The sequence below is a fragment of the Catenulispora sp. GAS73 genome, from assembly GCF_041262085.1.
In the GTDB taxonomy this organism is placed as follows: Bacteria; Actinomycetota; Actinomycetes; order Streptomycetales; family Catenulisporaceae; genus Catenulispora.
In genome coordinates, this window is sequence record NZ_JBGCCM010000022.1 from 184,420 (window position 1) to 203,097 (window position 18,678).

General features: G+C 70.8%; 12 protein-coding genes. 6 read left to right on the forward strand and 6 right to left on the reverse strand.

Annotated elements, in window-relative coordinates:
• Nucleotides 1–152 precede the first annotated feature (152 nt).
• Nucleotides 153–671 carry a hemerythrin domain-containing protein gene (locus ABH935_RS30650; RefSeq protein ID WP_370381419.1) on the forward strand — a complete coding sequence of 173 codons (519 nt, stop codon included), beginning with the start codon at nt 153–155 and terminating at the stop codon, nt 669–671.
• A 302-nt stretch (nt 672–973) separates the two neighbouring features.
• Here ABH935_RS30650 and ABH935_RS30655 read toward each other — a convergent pair whose 3' ends face one another.
• The gene (locus ABH935_RS30655; RefSeq protein ID WP_370381420.1) at nt 974–1,528 is read right to left on the reverse strand and encodes a TetR/AcrR family transcriptional regulator; all 555 of its coding nucleotides are present in this window, start codon (nt 1,526–1,528) and stop codon (nt 974–976) included.
• A 150-nt stretch (nt 1,529–1,678) separates the two neighbouring features.
• Here ABH935_RS30655 and ABH935_RS30660 point away from each other — a divergent pair, with 150 nt between their 5' ends.
• Nucleotides 1,679–2,101 carry a hypothetical protein gene (locus ABH935_RS30660; RefSeq protein WP_370381421.1) on the forward strand — a complete coding sequence of 141 codons (423 nt, stop codon included), beginning with the start codon at nt 1,679–1,681 and terminating at the stop codon, nt 2,099–2,101.
• 85 nt (nt 2,102–2,186) lie between these two features.
• Here the strand turns inward: ABH935_RS30660 and ABH935_RS30665 are convergent, their stop codons facing one another.
• The 3 genes from ABH935_RS30665 to ABH935_RS30675 all read right to left on the reverse strand — a co-directional run bounded on the left by ABH935_RS30665 (nt 2,187) and on the right by ABH935_RS30675 (nt 8,656).
• On the reverse strand, nt 2,187–3,542 hold the full coding sequence (locus tag ABH935_RS30665; RefSeq protein WP_370381436.1) for an endonuclease: 1,356 nt from the start codon (nt 3,540–3,542) through the stop codon (nt 2,187–2,189).
• Between the two features lie 29 nt (nt 3,543–3,571).
• Nucleotides 3,572–5,449 (reverse strand): phosphatase PAP2 family protein, encoded by a 1,878-nt coding sequence (locus ABH935_RS30670; RefSeq protein WP_370381422.1) that lies wholly within the window; start codon nt 5,447–5,449, stop codon nt 3,572–3,574.
• Between the two features lie 198 nt (nt 5,450–5,647).
• Nucleotides 5,648–8,656: a hypothetical protein gene (locus ABH935_RS30675; RefSeq protein WP_370381423.1), complete on the reverse strand. Its 3,009-nt coding sequence runs from the start codon at nt 8,654–8,656 to the stop codon at nt 5,648–5,650.
• A gap of 385 nt (nt 8,657–9,041) precedes the next feature.
• Here ABH935_RS30675 and ABH935_RS30680 point away from each other — a divergent pair, with 385 nt between their 5' ends.
• Nucleotides 9,042–10,997: a GMC family oxidoreductase N-terminal domain-containing protein gene (locus ABH935_RS30680; protein ID WP_370381424.1), complete on the forward strand. Its 1,956-nt coding sequence runs from the start codon at nt 9,042–9,044 to the stop codon at nt 10,995–10,997.
• A gap of 25 nt (nt 10,998–11,022) precedes the next feature.
• Here ABH935_RS30680 and ABH935_RS30685 read toward each other — a convergent pair whose 3' ends face one another.
• Nucleotides 11,023–11,706 (reverse strand): alpha/beta fold hydrolase, encoded by a 684-nt coding sequence (locus ABH935_RS30685; RefSeq protein ID WP_370381425.1) that lies wholly within the window; start codon nt 11,704–11,706, stop codon nt 11,023–11,025.
• A 100-nt stretch (nt 11,707–11,806) separates the two neighbouring features.
• A complete protein-coding gene (locus ABH935_RS30690; protein WP_370381437.1) occupies nt 11,807–12,748 on the reverse strand; it encodes a D-2-hydroxyacid dehydrogenase family protein in 942 nt (313 codons plus the stop codon).
• Between the two features lie 250 nt (nt 12,749–12,998).
• On the opposite strand from ABH935_RS30690, the gene ABH935_RS30695 reads away from it, so the two are divergent.
• The 3 genes from ABH935_RS30695 to ABH935_RS30705 all read left to right on the forward strand — a co-directional run bounded on the left by ABH935_RS30695 (nt 12,999) and on the right by ABH935_RS30705 (nt 18,551).
• Nucleotides 12,999–13,862 (forward strand): YhjD/YihY/BrkB family envelope integrity protein, encoded by an 864-nt coding sequence (locus tag ABH935_RS30695; protein WP_370381426.1) that lies wholly within the window; start codon nt 12,999–13,001, stop codon nt 13,860–13,862.
• A 45-nt stretch (nt 13,863–13,907) separates the two neighbouring features.
• A complete protein-coding gene (locus tag ABH935_RS30700; protein ID WP_370381427.1) occupies nt 13,908–14,408 on the forward strand; it encodes a MarR family transcriptional regulator in 501 nt (166 codons plus the stop codon).
• A 132-nt stretch (nt 14,409–14,540) separates the two neighbouring features.
• Nucleotides 14,541–18,551 (forward strand): ABC transporter ATP-binding protein, encoded by a 4,011-nt coding sequence (locus tag ABH935_RS30705; protein WP_370381428.1) that lies wholly within the window; start codon nt 14,541–14,543, stop codon nt 18,549–18,551.
• The last annotated feature ends 127 nt before the right edge of the window (nt 18,552–18,678 follow it).

Below are 18,678 nucleotides of genomic sequence, written 5' to 3' on the forward strand. Positions count from 1 at the left end.
ACCTCACGCGTCCTGGTACTACTCAACTCAGGATCACCTCCTTTCATGTGTGCGATCACGATAGGCACGCCGCCCTCGACTGCGCAATGGATTTGCGATCGATTCCGTCGCGGCGCACGTCAGCGGGCCCGCTTGCCGTCCGGGCGCCTGGCGTGATCTCGTGGACGCAGCATCGCGTGCCGGTGGCGGACCGCGTCAGGCATGGAGGTGCTGGATCGAAGGGACCGCCATCCGTGGCTTTCCCCGGAGGCGACCGCGCAGTCGCCTTGAGCTTGCAACTCGCCCAGGCACATCAGCGGCTTCGCGATCAGATCGCCGAGGTCAGAGCAGGTCTTGGGCACCGTCGCCGGAGCGGCGACACGCTCGTGACTCACTGCCTGGCCTTCTGCGACGCACTCACTTCGCACCATCGCGGCGAGGACGAGGGGATGTTCGCGCAGTTGGTGCGCGAACATCCGGACCTCGCCCCGACGGTCGCGAAACTGATCGAGGACCACGAGCTGATCGCCGAAATCCTCGCTCGGACCCGTGAGCTCGCCGAAAAGGCAGCGCTGCCGGGCGGAGACGAGCGCACCGAGGCGATCGGCCGCGAGCTCGACGGACTCGCGGCCATCATGGAATCCCACTTCCGCTACGAGGAGCGGACCATCGGCCAGGCGTTCAGCAAGTAGACCGAAGTCGGGCCGTACGGCGGACAGGGGAGCCCGCCGTACGGCCCGCGGCCGCCGGGACGCACCGCATGGGGGGTCGGGTACGCCGCGGAGGCCGTGCCGGACGGTCCGGCGGATCGGACACGTCCGGCAGTTCAGGAGGCCTGAGGGGATCAGAAGCGTGGTCGGCGGGATGTGGGTAGGCCACACGGTCCTGCTCACATCCCGCCGACCCCAGAGTCGCAGCGCCGCCTAACACCGGCCTAACATCGGCATCGCAGAGGTCTGCCAGCCAGATCAAGGCACCAGGTCAGGGCACCGGATCAGGACGCCAGAAGCGCACGCGCCGCGCGCGCCGCGGCGTCGAAGGGTTCGATGTCGCCGACGGCGCGGCAGACCACCTGCGCGCCTTCCAGCATGCTGATCAGCAGTGCCGCGGTGTCCGCCGCCTTCTTCTTCGGCAATCCGGCCGCGGCTAGTCGGTCCGTCAGCTCCCGCAGCCAGGCGGTGAACGCTCCCCCGGCGGTGCGGCGCAGCTCGTCGTCGTCGCTCGAACCGACGCTCGCCGCGGCGACCGCGCAGCTGTAGCCGCTGATCGAGGCCTGGACCACGGGACGCACCGACGCCACGAAGGCCTCGACGACCGCCTGGGGGTCGGCGCCGTCCAGGTCGCCCAGGGCGCCGCGGACCCGGTCGCCGAAGCGCTCGGTGGCCTCGGCGACGAGCTGGTTCTTGCCCTGCGGGAAGTGGTGGTAGATCGCGCCGCGGGCGGCGCCGCTGGTCTGCAGGATCTCGGTGAACGACATGCCCGCGACGCCGTGCCGGCTCAGGGCGTCGACGGTCGCGTCGATCATGCGGTCGCGGGTGTCCGAGGCCATCGTCCCGTCGTCTCCCTCACTGCTCTCGCTGGCTCTCACTGGCACTTACTGCTGCGCGCTTGACTAGTACGCACATCCTAGTCGAGACTTGCGATCGGCGGCTAGTACGCACGTACTAGCTAGTCGATTCCGTCCGAGAGGGGAACACCCATGCCCATCACCGTGACCGCACCGCGCGGCGTCCTGACGCCGGCCGGCGAGCGCGCCGTCCTCCCGCGCCTGACCGAGGCGCTGATCGAGGTCTCCGGCCTGACCGGAAACGAGTTCTTCACCAGCGTGGTCGGGGGGACCGTGCACATCCTGGAGCCGCACGACGTCTACGCCGGCGGCGTCAACCGGCCGGTCGTCATGGTCGAGCTGAAGCTGCCGAACATCGGCCTGGCCGACCAGCCGGCGCGCGCCGCGTTCATCGCCGCCGCGACGGACGTCGTCGCCGACCTCGCGGGGCCGGAGCACCGGCGCGAGGACACGTGGGTCAACATCCTGAACGCCCCGGACGGCGCGTGGGGGCTCGGCGGGAAGGCCTACACCGGCGAGGCGCTCATCGCGGCGATCACCGGGGCCGCCGGGTAGTCGGAGCTCGGGGGTATGCCGCGAGCGGGTTCGGGCGCCGTACCGCATGGCGTCCGAACCCGCGGCATCCAGCCGGTCGCGAGCCTCAGCTCTGGCGCGTGTAGATCAGCCCGAGCTTGTCGACCTCGGTGGCGGACCGGCCGTAGAAGCCGGCGAGCTGCCAGCCGGTCGGGGTGGTGTAGGTGGTGCAGTCAGACGTGACTGTCCCGCCGGCCAGCACCCGGCCGGCGTCCGTCGTGTACTTGGCGTAGAACAACCGCGAACCGCCGTTGTACTGGCCTTCGCACAGCTCGACCGACGCGACGTGCTCGCCGCTGTTCAGCGTCAGCGACGCCGGGGTGCCGCCGGTGCCGCCGTGGGTGAACGACGCGCCGTTCGCCAGCGTGAGTCCGACCTGGTCGACGCGGTTGCCGGCGCTGAGCGCGAGCGTCGTCGCGCCGACCGCGGCCGGGATGGCGGCGCCGTCGGTGAAGGGCGTGCCACCGTCGCCGCCGAACAGGTCGCTCTGCTGGTAGTCAGGGTTCTGCGACCAGCTGAAGTCGGTGAGGATCGGGTCCATGTCCGACAGCATCGCGCCGGCGGAGTCCAGGAACTTGGCGTGCTCGTTGTTGTACGCGGTGGCACTGAGGGTGATCTGCTTGCTGCTGCGGTAGAAGGTCTTGTTCGTGACCTCGCACGTGTTCGTGATCGCCGTCTCGTCGCACATCAGCGGCGGCGCGCCGGCCGGCGGGGCGACGCCGCCCTGCTCCAGCCGCACCCAGGAGTCCGTGAGGCCGTTGGCCGCGACGAAGTTCGCCAGCTGGTCGTCGCCGCGCGTGTAGCGGCTGTTGGTGTCGCCGGCCACGATCACGGCGTCGCCGGCGGAGTTGGCCTGCATGAACGCGGTGAGCTGCTGCCACTCGTTCTGCCGAGCGGTCTCGTCGCTGCTGCTGGTCCCGGCGTTCAGGTGCAGGTTGTAGTAGTCCACGTACACACCCGGCGCCAGCCGCAGCCGCATCACCGAGAACCCCTTGGGCGTGAAGCAGTCGCCGTTGTCGGGGTAGCAGCTGGACCACTTCGTCCGGCTGAACTCGCCGAACTGGTCGTCGGCGACCGTGTTCAACCCGTCGCCGAACCCCGCCGGACCGCTGGTCGCGGTGCGGTCGGCGTGGTTGTCGCCGGCGTAGATGTACGCGTGGTAGTTGAAGTCCTCCTGCATGTTGACCACGTCGTAGGGCCGAATCCGCTGCCCGATCAGGGATGCGGCGTCCTCCATCGACAGCTTCGTCGGCGGCTCGTGGACCACCGGCAGCCCGGCCACGTTGTAGTTCAGCAACGAGAACGTGCCGGAAGCCGCGGCGGCGGAGTGCGCGGTGGCGGAGTGCGCGGCCGGGGCGCTGACGGCCACCGTGACGCCGAGCGGGACGACACCGGCGATCAACGCGGCGGCGATGGTGCGGATCTTCCTCATGATTGTCCTGTCTCCTTGCATCAGTGGTTGGAGCGGATGCGGACGGTGAGGCCGGAAGCGGAATAGTGCGGTTCGGCGCAGAAGCCGGGAGTAGAGACGGTGATCGAACGGAACGCGCCACGCAGGTCGCAGGCCTCGATCACGCGGAAGGTGCGATCGGCGCGACGCACGTCGCAAGCCGACACGTCGAGAAGCAGAGAGCTGCGATCCCCCACGCGCGCCAAACCCGAGATGCGCAGCGCCGGGCCGTCCTCGACGAGCTTCACGCCGAGCGTGCCGCCGGTGACGTGCAGGTCTCCGGCGCCCAGGGCGGTAGGAGACGCCGCGACGAGAACGCCGCCGCTGATCGTCGTGCCGCCGGTGTATTCGTTGTCGCCGGACAAAGTGAGCGTCCCGGTCCCCGACTTGGTCAGGGCGCCGCGGCCGTCGATGTCGTTGCGCCAGGCGTCGGAGGCGTGGAATCCGCTGGCGGAGGTGTTCATGACGACGCGCACGTCCTGCGCGAACGAGCCATACCCGTCAGCAGCGGCGAACAGGTTCAACCGCCCCCACAGTTCAGGACCGTCCAGCACCGGATGCCCAGAGGGCAGCGCCGTCGTCCGCAGCACCTCACGACGCTGCGCCGCGTCGAGGTACGGAAGCCGGGTCTCCACCAAGACCTCGGCGCCTTCGGGCACGGTCATGGGCTGATGGCTTGAAGTCCGACCCGCGGGCAGGCCGTACGTGAAGAAGCCCTTGATCGCGGCGGCGTTGGCCTTTCGGTCGGCGTACGGATCAGCCGAGCGCGCGGCAGAGTGTGCGTACGCGAACAAAGTGTCGGGCGTCGTCCCGGTCTGTGCCGTGAAGTAGGCGACAGCCTGAGCGCGCGCCGCGCTCTTCGCCGCGGCGTTGGCCGGGTCGCCGAGGATGGCGGCGGCCAGAGCGGTGCCCAGGATGCGGCCGCCGATGACGTCGACCGCCGAGTGCATACCAGCGACGATCCGTGAGTCAGCGAGCTCAAAAGCCCGAGTGACCAGCTCCTGGAACCGTTCGGGGACCGCGTAGGCGTAAGCCAGGCCGGCCAGGAAGAAGGCGTTGGTGTGGCCGCTCGGGAACCCGCCGTCAGTGGCCGGGGTCGTGCTGCGCTGCCGCAGCAGCTGTGGAGCGACGATGACGTCCGACTTGTAGACGGGATAGCCGAACGCGTCAGTAGCGCCGGTGTCGACGACGGTACTGTCCTCGGTCATGCGCCACGGCCGCGGATAGCCATAGGACGCCTTCGACGGATTGCCCGAGGAGTAGTTGCCGCGCAGCGTCTGCTCCAAGGCGACCACAGCGCCGAGGTCGGACGCGGTCGTGCCCGGACCGGTGGCCGAACCGGCCGGCGCGCCGGGCGGCACGACATCGTTGACCGTGGTCGGCGGAGTCCCGTCCGGGGCCGAGGTGATACTGGTGACCGCCTTGGCGCCGGTCTTGTAGAACGACGCGAGCGGGCCCAGGCCGTCGATCATGCCGTAGCTCTGGTCCTGCCGGTCGTGGATGAACGCCTGCTTCGCCTGCTCATCGGTGCGGTGCTTGGTGATACGTGCGCTGTGCCGCATGTTCGCGCGCAGGACATGCGCGTCCAACACAGTGCCGGTGTTCCACGCACCACCCGGCGCCCACAGCCGCGCCATGCCGGCCAGGATGCGCACCGCCGCGTTGTCGTCGGCGGTCACGTTGGTCGAGACGTTGGTGGTGTAGTGCTCGACGAAAGGCGACAGCGCACTGCCGGCGGCCGTGGCCCCAGGAGCCTCGGCGGCGGCCGCCCGCCCGGCGAAGACCAGGGACTCGATCGTCGGCGCGGCGATCAGAGCCGCCGCGGTACCGGCCGAACCGGTCAGAAACCGGCGTCGGCCCAGGGTGCTGGCTGTTCTCATGGCGTCCATTCCGTAGCGGGGCACGGCTTCGGGGCGAGCCGGTGGCACGGAATGTAGAGAACGAACGCGGCGAGGTCGGGCACGATCGGCTGAATAGTACTCGTCGGTAGTGTTAACGGTCACACCGTACTGCGGGCGGGGATTCGCGGATAGTGCGAATCCCCGCGCCGCTTACTGCGCTGCGCCTACATCGCACACTTACAAACCGCCGAGCCCGTTCGGCGTGCCGACACCGGTCGGCGCGTCGTATCCGGGGCCCGCGACGCACAGATAGTCGCCGCCGCAGTCCCAGTCGGCGTTCGTGCCGCTGGTGACGTCGAAGAAGTCTGCGGCGTGCGAGTAGACGTACTGCGCGTTCGGCAACGCCGACGAGTTGCCCGCGAGCGCGATCATCGCGGCGATGATCGGCGAGGAGGCGCTGGTGCCGCCGAAGACACCCCAGCCGCCCTCGACGTACACCGCGACGCCGGTGTTCGGGTCGGCGACTGCCGACAGGTCTGCGACGGTCCGGTTCGGGCAGTGCGTGTCGTGCTGCCACGCCGGCTTCGCGATGTAAGCCGAGCAGCCGGAGCCGCCACCCTTCCACGCCGTCTCGCTCCAGCCGCGGGCTGACGAGGTCGTCTTCGTCAGGCTGGTTCCGCCGACCGCTATCACGCCGCTCAGGGACGCCGGCCAGGCTCCCTCGATGAAGCCGTGGTCACCGCTGGAGACCGTCACCGCGACGCCCGGATGCTGGAACGCGGAGTTCAGGCCCTGGTCCGGCGTGCTCTCGTCGCCGCCCCAGCTGTTCGACACCGCCACGGCGCCAGAGCCGGTCGCGGTCCGCTCGGCCGTGGCCAGGGACGTCGAATCGGTGGTGTCCGACTCGACGAGCTCGATGTGGCAGGCCGGGCAGACCGCGGAGACCATGTCCAGGTCGAGCGAGACCTCGGGGCTCCAGTCGTCGTCGGGGTTGTGTGCGGGCAGCGGCGAGGTCTGGCCGCGCTCGTTGACCTTCCTGAAGCAGCCGTTAGCCGTCGTGCACGCCGGCAGGCCGTAGGTGCTGCGGTAGACGGCCAGATCGGACTCGGCCTGCGGGTCGTCGTAGGCGTCGACGATCGCGACCGTCCGCCCCGCGCCGCCGGTGGCCGGCAGCTTGTAGGCGGACAGGAGGTCGGCGCGGGCGAAGCCGTCGGGCTTGGCGCCCTTGGCCAGGGTGCTCGCAGGGCTCTTCGCGCCGGCGATCAGCGCGAAGCAGCGGACGTGACCGGTCGCGGCGGTCGGGCAGACGGCGTGGACGTCCGTGCCTCCTCCGGAGCCCGATCCCCCCGAACCTCCTGAGCCGCTCACCGCGATCCCGCCAGGTGCGTTGACCAGCGCGGCGTGGTGCACCGTCTCCTCCAATGTGGATCCGGCGGCGTCAGTCGCGCTCATCTTCAGCGCCAGGTAGCCGGCCTTGGTGCCCGCCGGGACCGGCCAGGTCGCCGAGACGCGACGGCCGTCGCCGAGGGCGACCGTCGTCGGCTGCCAGGTGGTGCCGTCGTCGTAGGAGACGGAGATGCTCGCCTTCTTGACCGCGCTGCTCGCGACGCCGGGCTGGTGCTGGAAGGTGACGTCGAGGGTGCCCGTTCCGGTCGGCACGGAGTCGTGTCCGTCGGTGACGAACCGGGCCTGCGCGTACAGGATCGGGACGGGAGCCGAAACTGCGGTCTTCGCCGAGTCGAAGCCCCACGAGATCTGCGTGTGCGTCGACAGCGCTGTGGTGCCGGTGTCGTGGGTGGTGTCGAGTGAGTAGACGTAGTGGTGCTTCGCGGTCGGAAGGGCGAGCGTGAACAGCTGCCCTTCGGTTCCGGCGTTGTAGATCTGCTTGCCGTCCTCGGTGATCGTCGTCGGCCCGTCGCTCCACTGGCCGACGTCGCCGGAGCCGTCGGTGTCCATCACGTCAACGCCGTTGAGGGTGTTTCCGCTGCGGCACAGGAAGCAGGGTCCGTCGTACGTCGAGGGTGCCGGGGTGATGACCGTTCCGCGCCAGGTCAGCGTCAGGTGCTCCCCGGCGCCGGGGACGAAGTCCCGCTCCAGTTCGCCGTCGAGGGAACCGCTGGTGGTGACCGGGAGCATGAGGCCTTCGTAGGAGGCGCCGCTGACCGCCGATATGTACTGCCGGCCTGTGGACGGTGCGTGCACGGTGACCGCGGGCAAGTCGGGGAACGCCGGGCCGGACGAGCCGACGCGATTCCACAGGTCGGTCATGGTCAGGTCCTGCTGCGGCTCGTCCGTGGCGTAGGTCGAGTCGACGGTGGCCAGCGCTCCGGTGTTGTAGGTCTGCGAGGCGGGGACCTGGTCGTAGTTCGGGAACGCCAGCAGGTAGCTCGCCGATGCCGTGGTCTGCCGGCCGAACATCGAGAAGTTGAGGCTGCCGTAGGTCGCCTTCGCGGCACTACCGACGTAGAAGCGGGTGCCGGCCAGCGCGCCGATGTCGAGGAAGTCCATGTGCGCCGCTGTCCCGCGGTCCCAGCCGAGGACGGCCGCGGCGAAGGTGCTCGGCTGCGGGGTTGTGAACGCGACCTGCTGCGCGGTGCGCGCGTCGAGCGCGACGGCGGTGCCGGCAGCCGGGACGGTGACGTCGGTGACCGTGAGGACGTCGGTTTCGGTGGAGTTGCCGGCGGAGTCGGTCTCGAAGGCGGCGACCGCGACGCTGTAGTGGCCGGCCGGGACTTCGACGCGGGCGTCGCCGGCGGTCATGATGCCGTCCCAGTTGGCCTTGGTCGGGTCGTCGGTGTTCACCGCGATCACTTCGGCGGCCTGGACGGGGTTGCCGGCGTGGTCGAGTGCTGTGATGTGCAGCGCGGTCATGGGGAAGTAGGGCTTGGCGGCGTTGGCGGTCGTGGCTGCCGGCCCGACGTGGAAGGCGTCCAGCGACGAGATCCTCGCGACCTGCGACACCGGGACGACGGTGATCCGTCCATCGACGTTCGAGGTCACAGCGGCGGCGGAATGCCCTGCGGCGGGAAGGAAATCGGCCCGCGCGCTCTGCCCGGATCCGGTGACGCGCACGTGGTCGCCGGTCGGGAGCGGGTAGATGTGCTCCGCGGTGGACGCCGCAGCGGCAGCGGGCGCGGTGGCGGGGGCGGGAGTGGCCGCGACCACGGCCGGCGTCACGGCGACCGCACCACCGACCAGGGCAGCGGCCGCCGCGAGGCAGACCCGCCGTTGTATCAGACGTCGCACTTCGGAATCCTCCAGACACCGACGGGGATCAGGCATCGAAGAATCTAGGAGCGGATCGTGAATCGAGTCAAGATACTTAACTAGATTCGTCTGATCTTTGGATGTCGCCGGCTTGAATGTGGGGTGGTTGTCGGCGGCCCGGCGCTCGTCGCCGTGCGCGACCATCTCACCCGGCCTTCGAGCACTTCCAGCGCGAAGCAGGGGTCGAAGAACCGGACCCGGCGCCGGCCGCCGAGATCATGGTGCGCATCGTGATGTCGTTCCTGCTGAACCCGATCAGCTGCGTCGACCTCGCCGACCACGAGGCGGCACCGGCACCAACACGTGAGCAAGAGTGCCTCAAATGAGTGCCCGAAATCAGTGGCCTGCGAGTCAGGATGGTCCCATGCAGCTCGACGCCCGCCAGTGGTCAGCGCTCACCGCCATCTGCGACACTTTCGCCCCGGGAGACGGCGCCGGGATCCCGCCGGCGAGCGGGGTCGGGGCGGTCGTCGTCGCCGACGGGCTGATTCGCGGGCTTCCGGACGGCCGGGATCGGAAGTTGCTGCTGAACCTGCTCTCGCACTGGGACTCGCCGTTCGCGGGCTTGTTCCTGGGCACGGGAGGACGCCGGTTCTCGCGCCTGTCGCCCGAGGCGCGCGAGACGCTGATGCTCAAGCTCGGGGACTCCTCATCGGCACGCAAGCGGGTGCTGTTCCAGGCCTTGCGGGGCTTGGCGACCACGTCGTACCTGCTGGCGCCCGGGGCTGCCGGGACGTCGGCGGTCTGGGATGTCATCGGGTACCCGGGGCCGCTGGGGAAGCGGGTCGATGACGCTCGTCCTCGGCTGGCGCCGGTGTCGCCGAGTACTGATACGGCGTTCGACTGCGATGTCGTGGTGGTGGGGTCCGGCGCCGGCGGAGGGACGGCGGCAGCGGTCTTGGCCTCGGCCGGGCTGGCGGTGGTCGTCGTGGAGCGCGGCGGCTACTACGACGACGCCGACTTCGACGGCTCCGAGTACTCCGGCCTGCGGAACCTGTACGCGTCCAGCCCCACGAGCACCGCGGAGGGCCAGGTCTCCCTCGTCGCAGGGTCCTGTCTCGGGGGCGGGACGGTCGTGAACTGGACGACGTCCTTCCCGACGCCCGCCGAGGTCCGCGCGGAGTGGGCCGCGCTCGGCGCGACGCAGTTCGCAGGGGACGAATACGGCGGCGCGATCGAGGCGGTGATGAGCAGGCTCTCGGTGAACCGGGACCACAGCCTGGCCGCGGCGCGGGACGTGGTGCTGGAGCGGGGCCTGCGGGCGCTGGGGTGGCAGGTCGACGCGATGCCGCGCAACGTCGTGGGCTGCGATATGGGGATCGAGTGCGGGCGCTGCGGGTACGGCTGCCGGCTCGGGGCCAAGCAGTCGGCGGTGAAGACCTGGCTCGCCGATGCCGAGGCCGCCGGGGCGCGGCTGGTCGTCGACACCGAAGTACGCAGCATCGAGATGCGGCGGGGATTGGCTGTCGGGGTGCAGGCCGTCACGTCGGCAGGACATCGGGTCAACGTACGGGCGCGAGCGGTCGTGGTGGCCGCGGGCGCGATTCAGACCCCTGCGTTGCTGCGGCGCTCCGGGCTCACGGACCCGACGATCGGCCGGCATCTGCGGCTGCATCCGGCCACGGCGGTGTGGGGCGTGTTCGAGGAGGAGATCCGGCCTTGGGAGGGCGGGATGCAGACGCGCTACTCCCGAGAGCACAGCGACCTGGACGGTCAGGGGCACGGTGTCATCTACGAGACCGGGCCCGGCAATCCGGCCGCTGTTCAAGGATTCATGAACTGGCGCGGAGGCGCTGCGCATCTCGCGGCAATGAAAGAGCTCGGACATACGACAGCGGTCGGCGTCATCACGCGGGACCGCGACAGCGGGAGCGTCACGGTCGCGCGCGACGGCACAGCCTTGCCGCACTACCGGCTCTCGGACTTCGACGCCGCGCATATGCAGGCCGGGGTCGAGGGCGCGGCGAAGATCCTGGAGGCGGCCGGCGCGCGCCGTGTCTACTCGGCACACCAGGCCGGGCCGGGGTACGAGCCGGGTCGGCGCGGCACGCACGAGGAGTTCGCCGCCGCCTGCCGCGCCGCCGGCTACCAGCCGGGCCGCTGCGCGATCGCCGCGCTGCACATCATGGGCACGGCGCGGATGGGCGGCGACCGGAAGACCAGCGCGACCAATCCTGACGGCGCCACGTGGGAGGTGCCGAACGTCGTGGTGGCGGACGCCTCGTGTTTTCCGACGGCGTCGGGGGTGAATCCGATGATCTCGATCGAGGCCATCGCCTATATGAACGCGACGCGCTTGGCGGCGCGGCTGAAGGGCTGAGGAGCCGGGGCCACCGACGGCCGCATCACCGGTGCGCGGTTCGCAGCTGCTGCTGAACCACGTCGGCGACGGCAGAGGTCTGGCTCAGAAACGGCGAGTGGCTGCACTGCCAGGTCTGCGAGCTGTCACAGTGGGCTGCGAAGCGGGCGGCGAGGGAGGCGGGGATCGCGTGGTCGTCGCTTCCGGCGATGTACAGGGACGGGACGTCGCGCCAGGCCACCCGGGCCGGGCTCGCCGCGAAGATGGACGCGGGCTCGGGACGCAGCAGCTCGACGGCGCGCGCCGCTGTTTTGTCGTCCACGTCGCCGTAAAGGTTGACGCGGGCGTCGGCGGGGTCCACGCCCAGGCGGCCCGCGGCGTCGGGGACCAGGGCCAGCCCGTTCGGCGGGGCGCCGTCCCGCTGTTCGACCTCGGCGAGGAGCCGGGCCGGTGATTCGCCGGCGTCCAGGAGCCATGCGGTGAGGAAGACGATGCCGGCGGTGCCGCGCACCGTGGCCGCGGTGACGCCGCCGAAGGAGTGACCGAGCACCAGCGGGGCCAGGTCCGCGTCGGCCGCGATGTCCTCGACGAGGGCGGTGCTGTCGTCCAGGGAGAGTTCGTAGAGATCGGGGACCGCCACGCGCAGGCCCCGGGAGCGCAGCTCGTCGGAAAGGTCGTCGTAGTGCGCGGGCTGGTGCCAGGCGCCGTGCAGAATGATCACGTCCGTCACGACCGCAGCCTATGCTCGGCGGGGGCTGGCCGCGTCGCGCGCATTGAGCATTGGGCATCTAGGAAGAGGCACTGAGGGTCTGGCTCGCGAACGCCGGCTCTCAGCCCATCACGCGCACCGGGCCGCCGTCGCGGAACGCGATGATGTCCGCCACGGCGTCTCCGTAGAACGTCTCGTAGAGGTCGCGGGACACGTAGCCGATGTGCGGGGTGGCCAATGCGTTCGGCAGTGTCCTGAGCGGGTGGTCGGCCGGGAGCGGCTCGACGTCGTAGACGTCGATCGCGGCTTTGCCGATCTGGTTGGTGCGCAGGGCCTCGATCAGGGCGGTCTCGTCGACGATCGGGCCGCGGGAGGTGTTGACCAGGATCGCGGTGCTCTTCATCGCAGCAAGTTCGGGGGCGCCGACCAGGCCTCGGCTGCGCCGGCTGAGGACGAGGTGAATGGTCAGGACGTCGCTGGCCGCGAACAGCTCGTCCTTCGCGACGGCCCGGACGCCGTGCTCGGCCGCCTTCTCGGCGGTGAGGTTCTGGCTCCAGGCGATCGTCGTCATGCCGAAGGCCTGGCCGATGCGCGCCACCTCGGAACCGATGCGGCCCAGGCCCAGCAGGCCGAGGGTCTTGCCGTGCAGGCCGGTGCCGAGGCCCTGCTGCCAGCCGCCAGCGCGCAGCGCGGCCGCCTCCTCGGGCAGGTTGCGGACGGCGGCGAGGATCAGGGCCCAGGTGAGCTCGATGGTGGGAGTCGCGGAGTAGCCGGTCCCGCAGACGGTGATACCCAGGCGCCGAGCCGCGTCCAGGTCGATGGCGGCGTTGCGCGGCCCGGTGCTGACCAGCAGGCGCAGGTCCCCCAGCTGCTCCAGCACCTCGGCCGGGAAGCGGGTGCGCTCGCGCATCGCGACGATCACGTCGTAGCCGGCCAGCTCACGGACGGCCTGGTCGGCGTCTGCGAAGGGCTCGCCGAACACGGTGATGTCGGCGTCCAGGCTCGCCCAGTCGGCCAGGCTCAGCGCCACGCCCTGGTAGTCGTCGAGGATCGCGATCTTCATGCGGGTAGCCACGCCTGAAGCTTCTCACGCAGGGGGAGGCCGTGCCCGAGGCGGTTCGATAGCCAGCCCGGCGCCGGGGTTCCCCGCCGGTCACCCGTCGTCCACCGAATGACGGACCCGCCGCGTAGCACACAGTGATCGCTCCTAGCGTTCTAGAGACAACGCGCGAAGGAGCTCCCGGCCTGATCCGACACGGGCCCGCCGGGCCCCGACGGACCCCCGGCGGACCCCGGCGGAAAAGGATCCCGTGATGGGCGACCGAGGCGGAACGGCCGCGCGACGCCTGCGGCAACGCTTCGCCCGGCTGGCCGGCGCGGTCCAGGAGCATCGCAGTGAGCTGCAAACGCGACATCCGAAGCTGGCCGAGATCATCCGGGTGGCGCTGGCGCCGGAGACCATCGACCGCTGTTTCGCGGTGGCGGCGCAGATCTTCATCACCGCGGTCCCGATAACCTTGGCGGTCTTGGCGTTCCTGCCCGAGGCGCTGCGGGACCGGGTGCGGGAGAGTCTGAGCTCGCAACTGGGCATCGAGGGCTCGGCGGCGCAGGCCGTGCACGCGTTCTTCGACGGCCAGGACAGCCTGCGCGACGCGATCGGCGTGGTCGGCCTGGTGCTGGCGCTGGCCTCGGCCACGAGCCTGACGCGGCGGCTGCAACGCCTCTACGAGCGCTCCTGGTCGCTGCCGCCGGGCCGGATGCGGGCGTCGGTGCTGCGCTGGATCGCCTGGGTCCTGGTGTGGGTCGCGGTGCTGTCCGCCCAGGGTCCGCTGCGCGCCGGCGTGGGCTGGTGGCGGTTCCTCGGCTGGAGCGCGTCGGCGGCGATGAGCGTGGGCCTGTGGTGGTGGACGCCGCGGCTGCTGCTTCTGCGGCGGGTCGGATGGCGGCAGTTGCTCCCGACCGCGTTGCTGACCGGACTCGCGCAGACCGCGATCGGCATCGGGTCCCGATTCGTGATGCCGCGGGTGACGGGGCGCAGCGTCTCCGAGTACGGCCCGTTCGGTCTCGTGCTCAGCCTCATGAGCTGGCTGCTGGTGGTCGCCGGCGCGATCGTCATCGGGGCGGGGATCGGCCGGGTGCTGGCGGCTCCGGCGGTGAGCCACGCCCACGACCGTTAGCCGAACGAACTTGCAAAATCTCCAAAGAAGTTCAACACTCTAACCATGAGTGAGTCGAACCAACTGTCCGGGCTGCCCGCGGAGCGGGTGGTCGACGCTGTGCAGGTGCTGGTGCGGCTGCGGCGGTCGCTGGAGCGGGTGGAGACCGGCTTGAGCCTGCCGCAGTACCAGTTGCTGTCGATGGTGCGTGGGGGTGGGGAGCGGTCGGCGCGGTTGGCCGACAAGCTCGCGGTGCGCAAGCCCACGCTGACTGCCGCCGCTGACGCGCTGGTGGCCGCCGGGCTGCTGGAGCGGGAGGCCGATCCCGGGGATCGGCGGGTGGTGCGGGTGCGGATTACCGAGGCCGGTTTGGCTGCTGTACGGAGTGCCGAGGAACAGCTGGCCGCCGCTTTGGCGCCGCTGTTCGGGGACGCGGCCGCGCACTTGGACGGTGGCGGTGAGGCGTTGCTGGACTGCTTCGACGCGCTGGACGGGGCTTTGAACCGGCGCTTCGCCGAGCATCGGGCCCGGCATCTGGCCGCGGCCGAGGCGACGCGCGCCGAGTGACGAGATCGAGGACAAGGGGGCAAGAACATCAAGAGCGCTGACAACACCACAAGCAATGCAGACACGATAAGCAACACGAACACCAAGAACACGCAGAACACCACAAACATTACGAACACCACCGAAACCCTCGTGACCGGCGGCAAGGACGACACCGCGTCCAGCACCTGGATCCGTCGGCTGGCCTCGGTCAGCTGGGTCTACCGCCGGAGCGTGCTGATCGCCTTCGGCGGCTCGCTGGTGGCCATGCTCGCCAACGCCGCCATGCCGCTGATCCAGCGGCACATCATCGACGACGTCGTCATCTCGCGCCGTTCGTCGCTGGCCCCGTGGGCCGCGATGGCGCTGGTGCTGGCGTTGGCCAACTTCGCCGGGACACGCCTGCGCCGCTATGTCGGCGGCAAGCTCTCCCTGGACGTGCAGTACGACCTGCGCAATCGGATCTTCGGCGCGCTGTCCCGGTTGGACGGCGCGCGCCAGGACGAGTTGGCGACCGGGCAGCTGATCTCGCGCGCCACCTCCGACGTCACCATGGTGCAGGGCCTGTTGGGCATGCTGCCGATGCTGACCGGGAACATGCTGCTGTTCTTCGTCGCGCTCGGGGTGATGGCGTTCCTGTCGCCGCTGCTGACGCTGGTCGCGTTGGCGACCGGTCCGCTGCTGTGGCTGGTCGCTGTGGCCGCGCGCAAGCGGCTGTATCCGGCCACGTGGGAGGCGCAGCAGCAGGCTTCGGCGCTGGCCGGCGTGGTGGACGCCGCGGTCGGCGGCGTGCGGGTGGTGAAGGGCTTCGGGCAGGAGGAGCAGGAGCTCGGCAAGCTGGAGGCGGCCGGCGAGCGGCTGTTCGCCTCGCGGCTGCGGGCGGTGCGGTTCTCCGCGCGCTACAACCCGGCGATCATGGCGATCCCGGCGCTGGGGCAGGTCGGGGTGTTGTTCCTCGGCGGCTGGTTGGCGCTGCGGGGCACGATCACGCTGGGCACGTTCCTGGCGTTCTCCACCTACCTGGCGCAGATGCTCGGGCCGGTGCGGATGCTGTCCTCGCTGGTGACGATCGGGCAGCAGGCGCGGGCCAGTGTGGAGCGCATCTTCGAGATCATCGACTCGCAGCCGAAGGTGACCGAGAAGCCGGACGCGGCGCTGCTGCCGCGCCAGGCCTCCGGGGTGGAGTTCGACGGCGCCGTGTTCGGCTACGTCGCCTCCCGGCCGGTGCTGCGCGGCCTGGACCTCCAAGTCCGGCCCGGGGAGACGGTGGCGCTGGTCGGCACCTCCGGGTCCGGCAAGTCCACGGTGTCGATGCTGCTCCCCCGCTTCTACGACGTGCAGGGCGGTTCGGTGCGGGTCGGCGGCGCCGACGTGCGCGACGTGACCCTGGACTCCCTGCGCGAGGCGATCGGCCTGGTGATGGAGGACAGCTTCCTGTTCTCCGACTCGGTCCACGCCAACATCGCCTACGGCCGGCCGGACGCCACCGAGGAGCAGGTGCGGGCCGCGGCGCGGATGGCCGAGGCCGACGAGTTCGTCGAGCAGCTGCCCAACGGCTACGACACCGTGGTCGGCGAGCAGGGCCTGACCCTGTCCGGCGGCCAGCGCCAGCGCATAGCCCTGGCCCGGGCGCTGATCACCGATCCCCGGGTGCTGATCCTGGACGACGCCACCTCCGCGGTGGACGCCCGCGTGGAGGCGGAGATCCACGACACGCTGCGCCGGGTGATGGCCGGGCGCACCACGCTGCTGATCGCGCACCGCCGCTCCACGCTTGCGCTGGCGGACCGGATCGCGGTGCTGGACCGCGGCCGGGTCGTCGACATCGGCACGCACGAGGAGCTGACCGAGCGCTGCCCGCTGTACCGGCTGCTGCTGTCCGGGCCGGGCGACGACGCGGAGGGCATCGACGCCGGGGACCTGACGCGGGCCGTACTGCCCGTGCCGGTTCAGGGCTCGAACGGCTTCGCGGTCGACGGCCGGGTCAATGGGCAGATCAATGGCCAGGCCAACGGGCAAATCAATGGCCACACCAACGGCACCGCCACCAACGGCATCGCTGCCAACGGCGTCGGCACCGGCACCGCTGTCAATGGCACCGAAGTCCAAATCGACGGCATCACCCCGAGCCTGTGGCCGGAGACCGACGGCGACGGCAACCCCCTGGCCGCCGCCCAGGCCTCGGGCTCCGGAGCGCTGCCCGGCATGGGCGGCGGGGCCGGCGGCATGCGTGCCGGCGCGGCTCCCGGGGGCGGGGGCGGCTTCGGCGGCTTCCTGGCCTCGATGCCTCCGACCCCCGAGCTGCTGGCGAAGGTCGCGGCGCTGCCGCCGGCCACCGACGCCCCGCACGTCTCGCAAGCCGAGGCGCGCGCCGCGGACCCGACGTTCTCGCTGCGCAAGCTGCTGCGTCCGTTCCGGCTGGCACTGCTGCTCGGCCTGGCCCTGGTCGCCGCGGACACTGCGGCAGGCCTGGCGCTGCCGGCGCTGATCCGCGGCGGCGTGGACAAGGGCATCCTGGCCCACTCGCTGTCGGCGATCGTCGCCGTCTCGGTGGCGGCGCTGGGGGTGACGCTCGCGGACACCGTGATCAACGTCTGCCAGTACCGGGTCACCGGCCGCACCGGCGAGCGCCTGCTGTACGCGCTGCGGGTGAAGGTGTTCGCGCAGTTGCAGCGCCTGGGCCTGGACTACTACGAACGCGAGCTGTCCGGCCGCATCATGACCCGGATGACCACCGACGTGGACGCGCTGTCCACGTTCCTGCAGACCGGTCTGCAGCAGGCTGTCGTCAGCGTCCTGTCGTTCGTCGGCATCGTGGTGGCGCTGGTGGTGATCGACTGGAAGATGGCGCTGATCGCGCTGAGCGTCCTGCCGCCGCTGCTGATCGCGACCGCGGTGTTCCGGTCGAAGTCCAGCAAGGCCTACACCGAGGCGCGGGAGAAGGTCTCGGCGGTCAACGCCGACCTGCAGGAGAACGTCGCCGGCATGCGGGTGACCCAGGCCTTCCGGCGTGAGGGCACGAACGCGGTCCGGTTCGCCGGACTGTCCGACGAGTTCCGCGTCTCGCGGCTGCGGGCGCAGAAGTACATCGCGACGTACTTCCCGTTCGTGCAGCTCCTGGCGGACGTCGCCGGGCTGCTGGTGCTGGCCGCGGGTGCCTCGCGGGTGCACTCCGGGGAGCTGACCGCCGGTGCGCTGATCGCGTACCTGCTCTACATCGACATGGTGTTCTCGCCGGTGCAGCAGCTCTCGCAGGTGTTCGACGGCTACCAGCAGGCCGCGGTGGGCCTGCGCCGGATCGGCGACCTGCTGCGGACCAAGCCGTCCACGCCGGAGCCGGAGCATCCGGTGCCGGTGCCGGCGGCGCTCGGCGAGATCGTGTTCGACGACGTCACCTTCGCCTACGGCCCGGACACCCGGCCCGCGCTGGAGGGCGTCAGCGTGCGCATACCGGCCGGGCAGACGGTGGCGCTGGTCGGGCAGACCGGGGCGGGCAAGTCCACCTTCGTGAAGATGGTCGCCCGCTTCTACGACCCGACCGGCGGCGCGGTCACGGCCGGCCGGCACGACCTGCGCGAGTTCGAACTGGACGACTGGCGGCACCGGCTGGGCGTGGTCCCGCAGGAGGCGTACCTGTTCGACGGGACCGTCGCCGAGGCCATCGCCTACGCCCGCCCCGACGCGCCGCGCCGGGACATCGAGGCGGCGGCCCGCGCGGTCGGCGCCGAGGAGATGATCGCGGCGCTGCCCGAGGGGTTCCACTCCCGGGTGGCCGAGCGCGGCCGGAACCTGTCGGCCGGGCAGCGGCAGCTGCTGGCGCTGGCCCGGGCCGAGCTGGCCGATCCGGACGTGCTGATCCTGGACGAGGCCACCTCCGCGCTGGACCTGGCCACCGAGGCCGCGGTCACCCGCGCCGAGCTGGCCCGCTCGTCCGAGGACGGCGCCGGCGGCCGGAGCCGTACCACGCTGGTGGTCGCGCACCGGCTGACCACGGCGGCGCGCGCCGACCGGATCCTGGTGCTGGACGGCGGGCGGATCGTCGAGGACGGCACGCACGCGGAGCTGGTCGACGGCGGCGGGACGTACGCGGCGCTGTGGGAGGCGTTCGTCGCCGGACACGAGGACGGCGAGCGGGAGGCCGAACCTGCGGGAGCGGCTTTGTAGAGCGGCATATAAAGAGTCGGGGGGGGGGGGGGGGGGGCCGGGGCCGCGAGTTTAATAGTACGCACAAAACAGAGAGATCGGGGGGGCGCCCCCAGTCAGGCGGCGTCGCGAACTAGGAGCGCCCCCG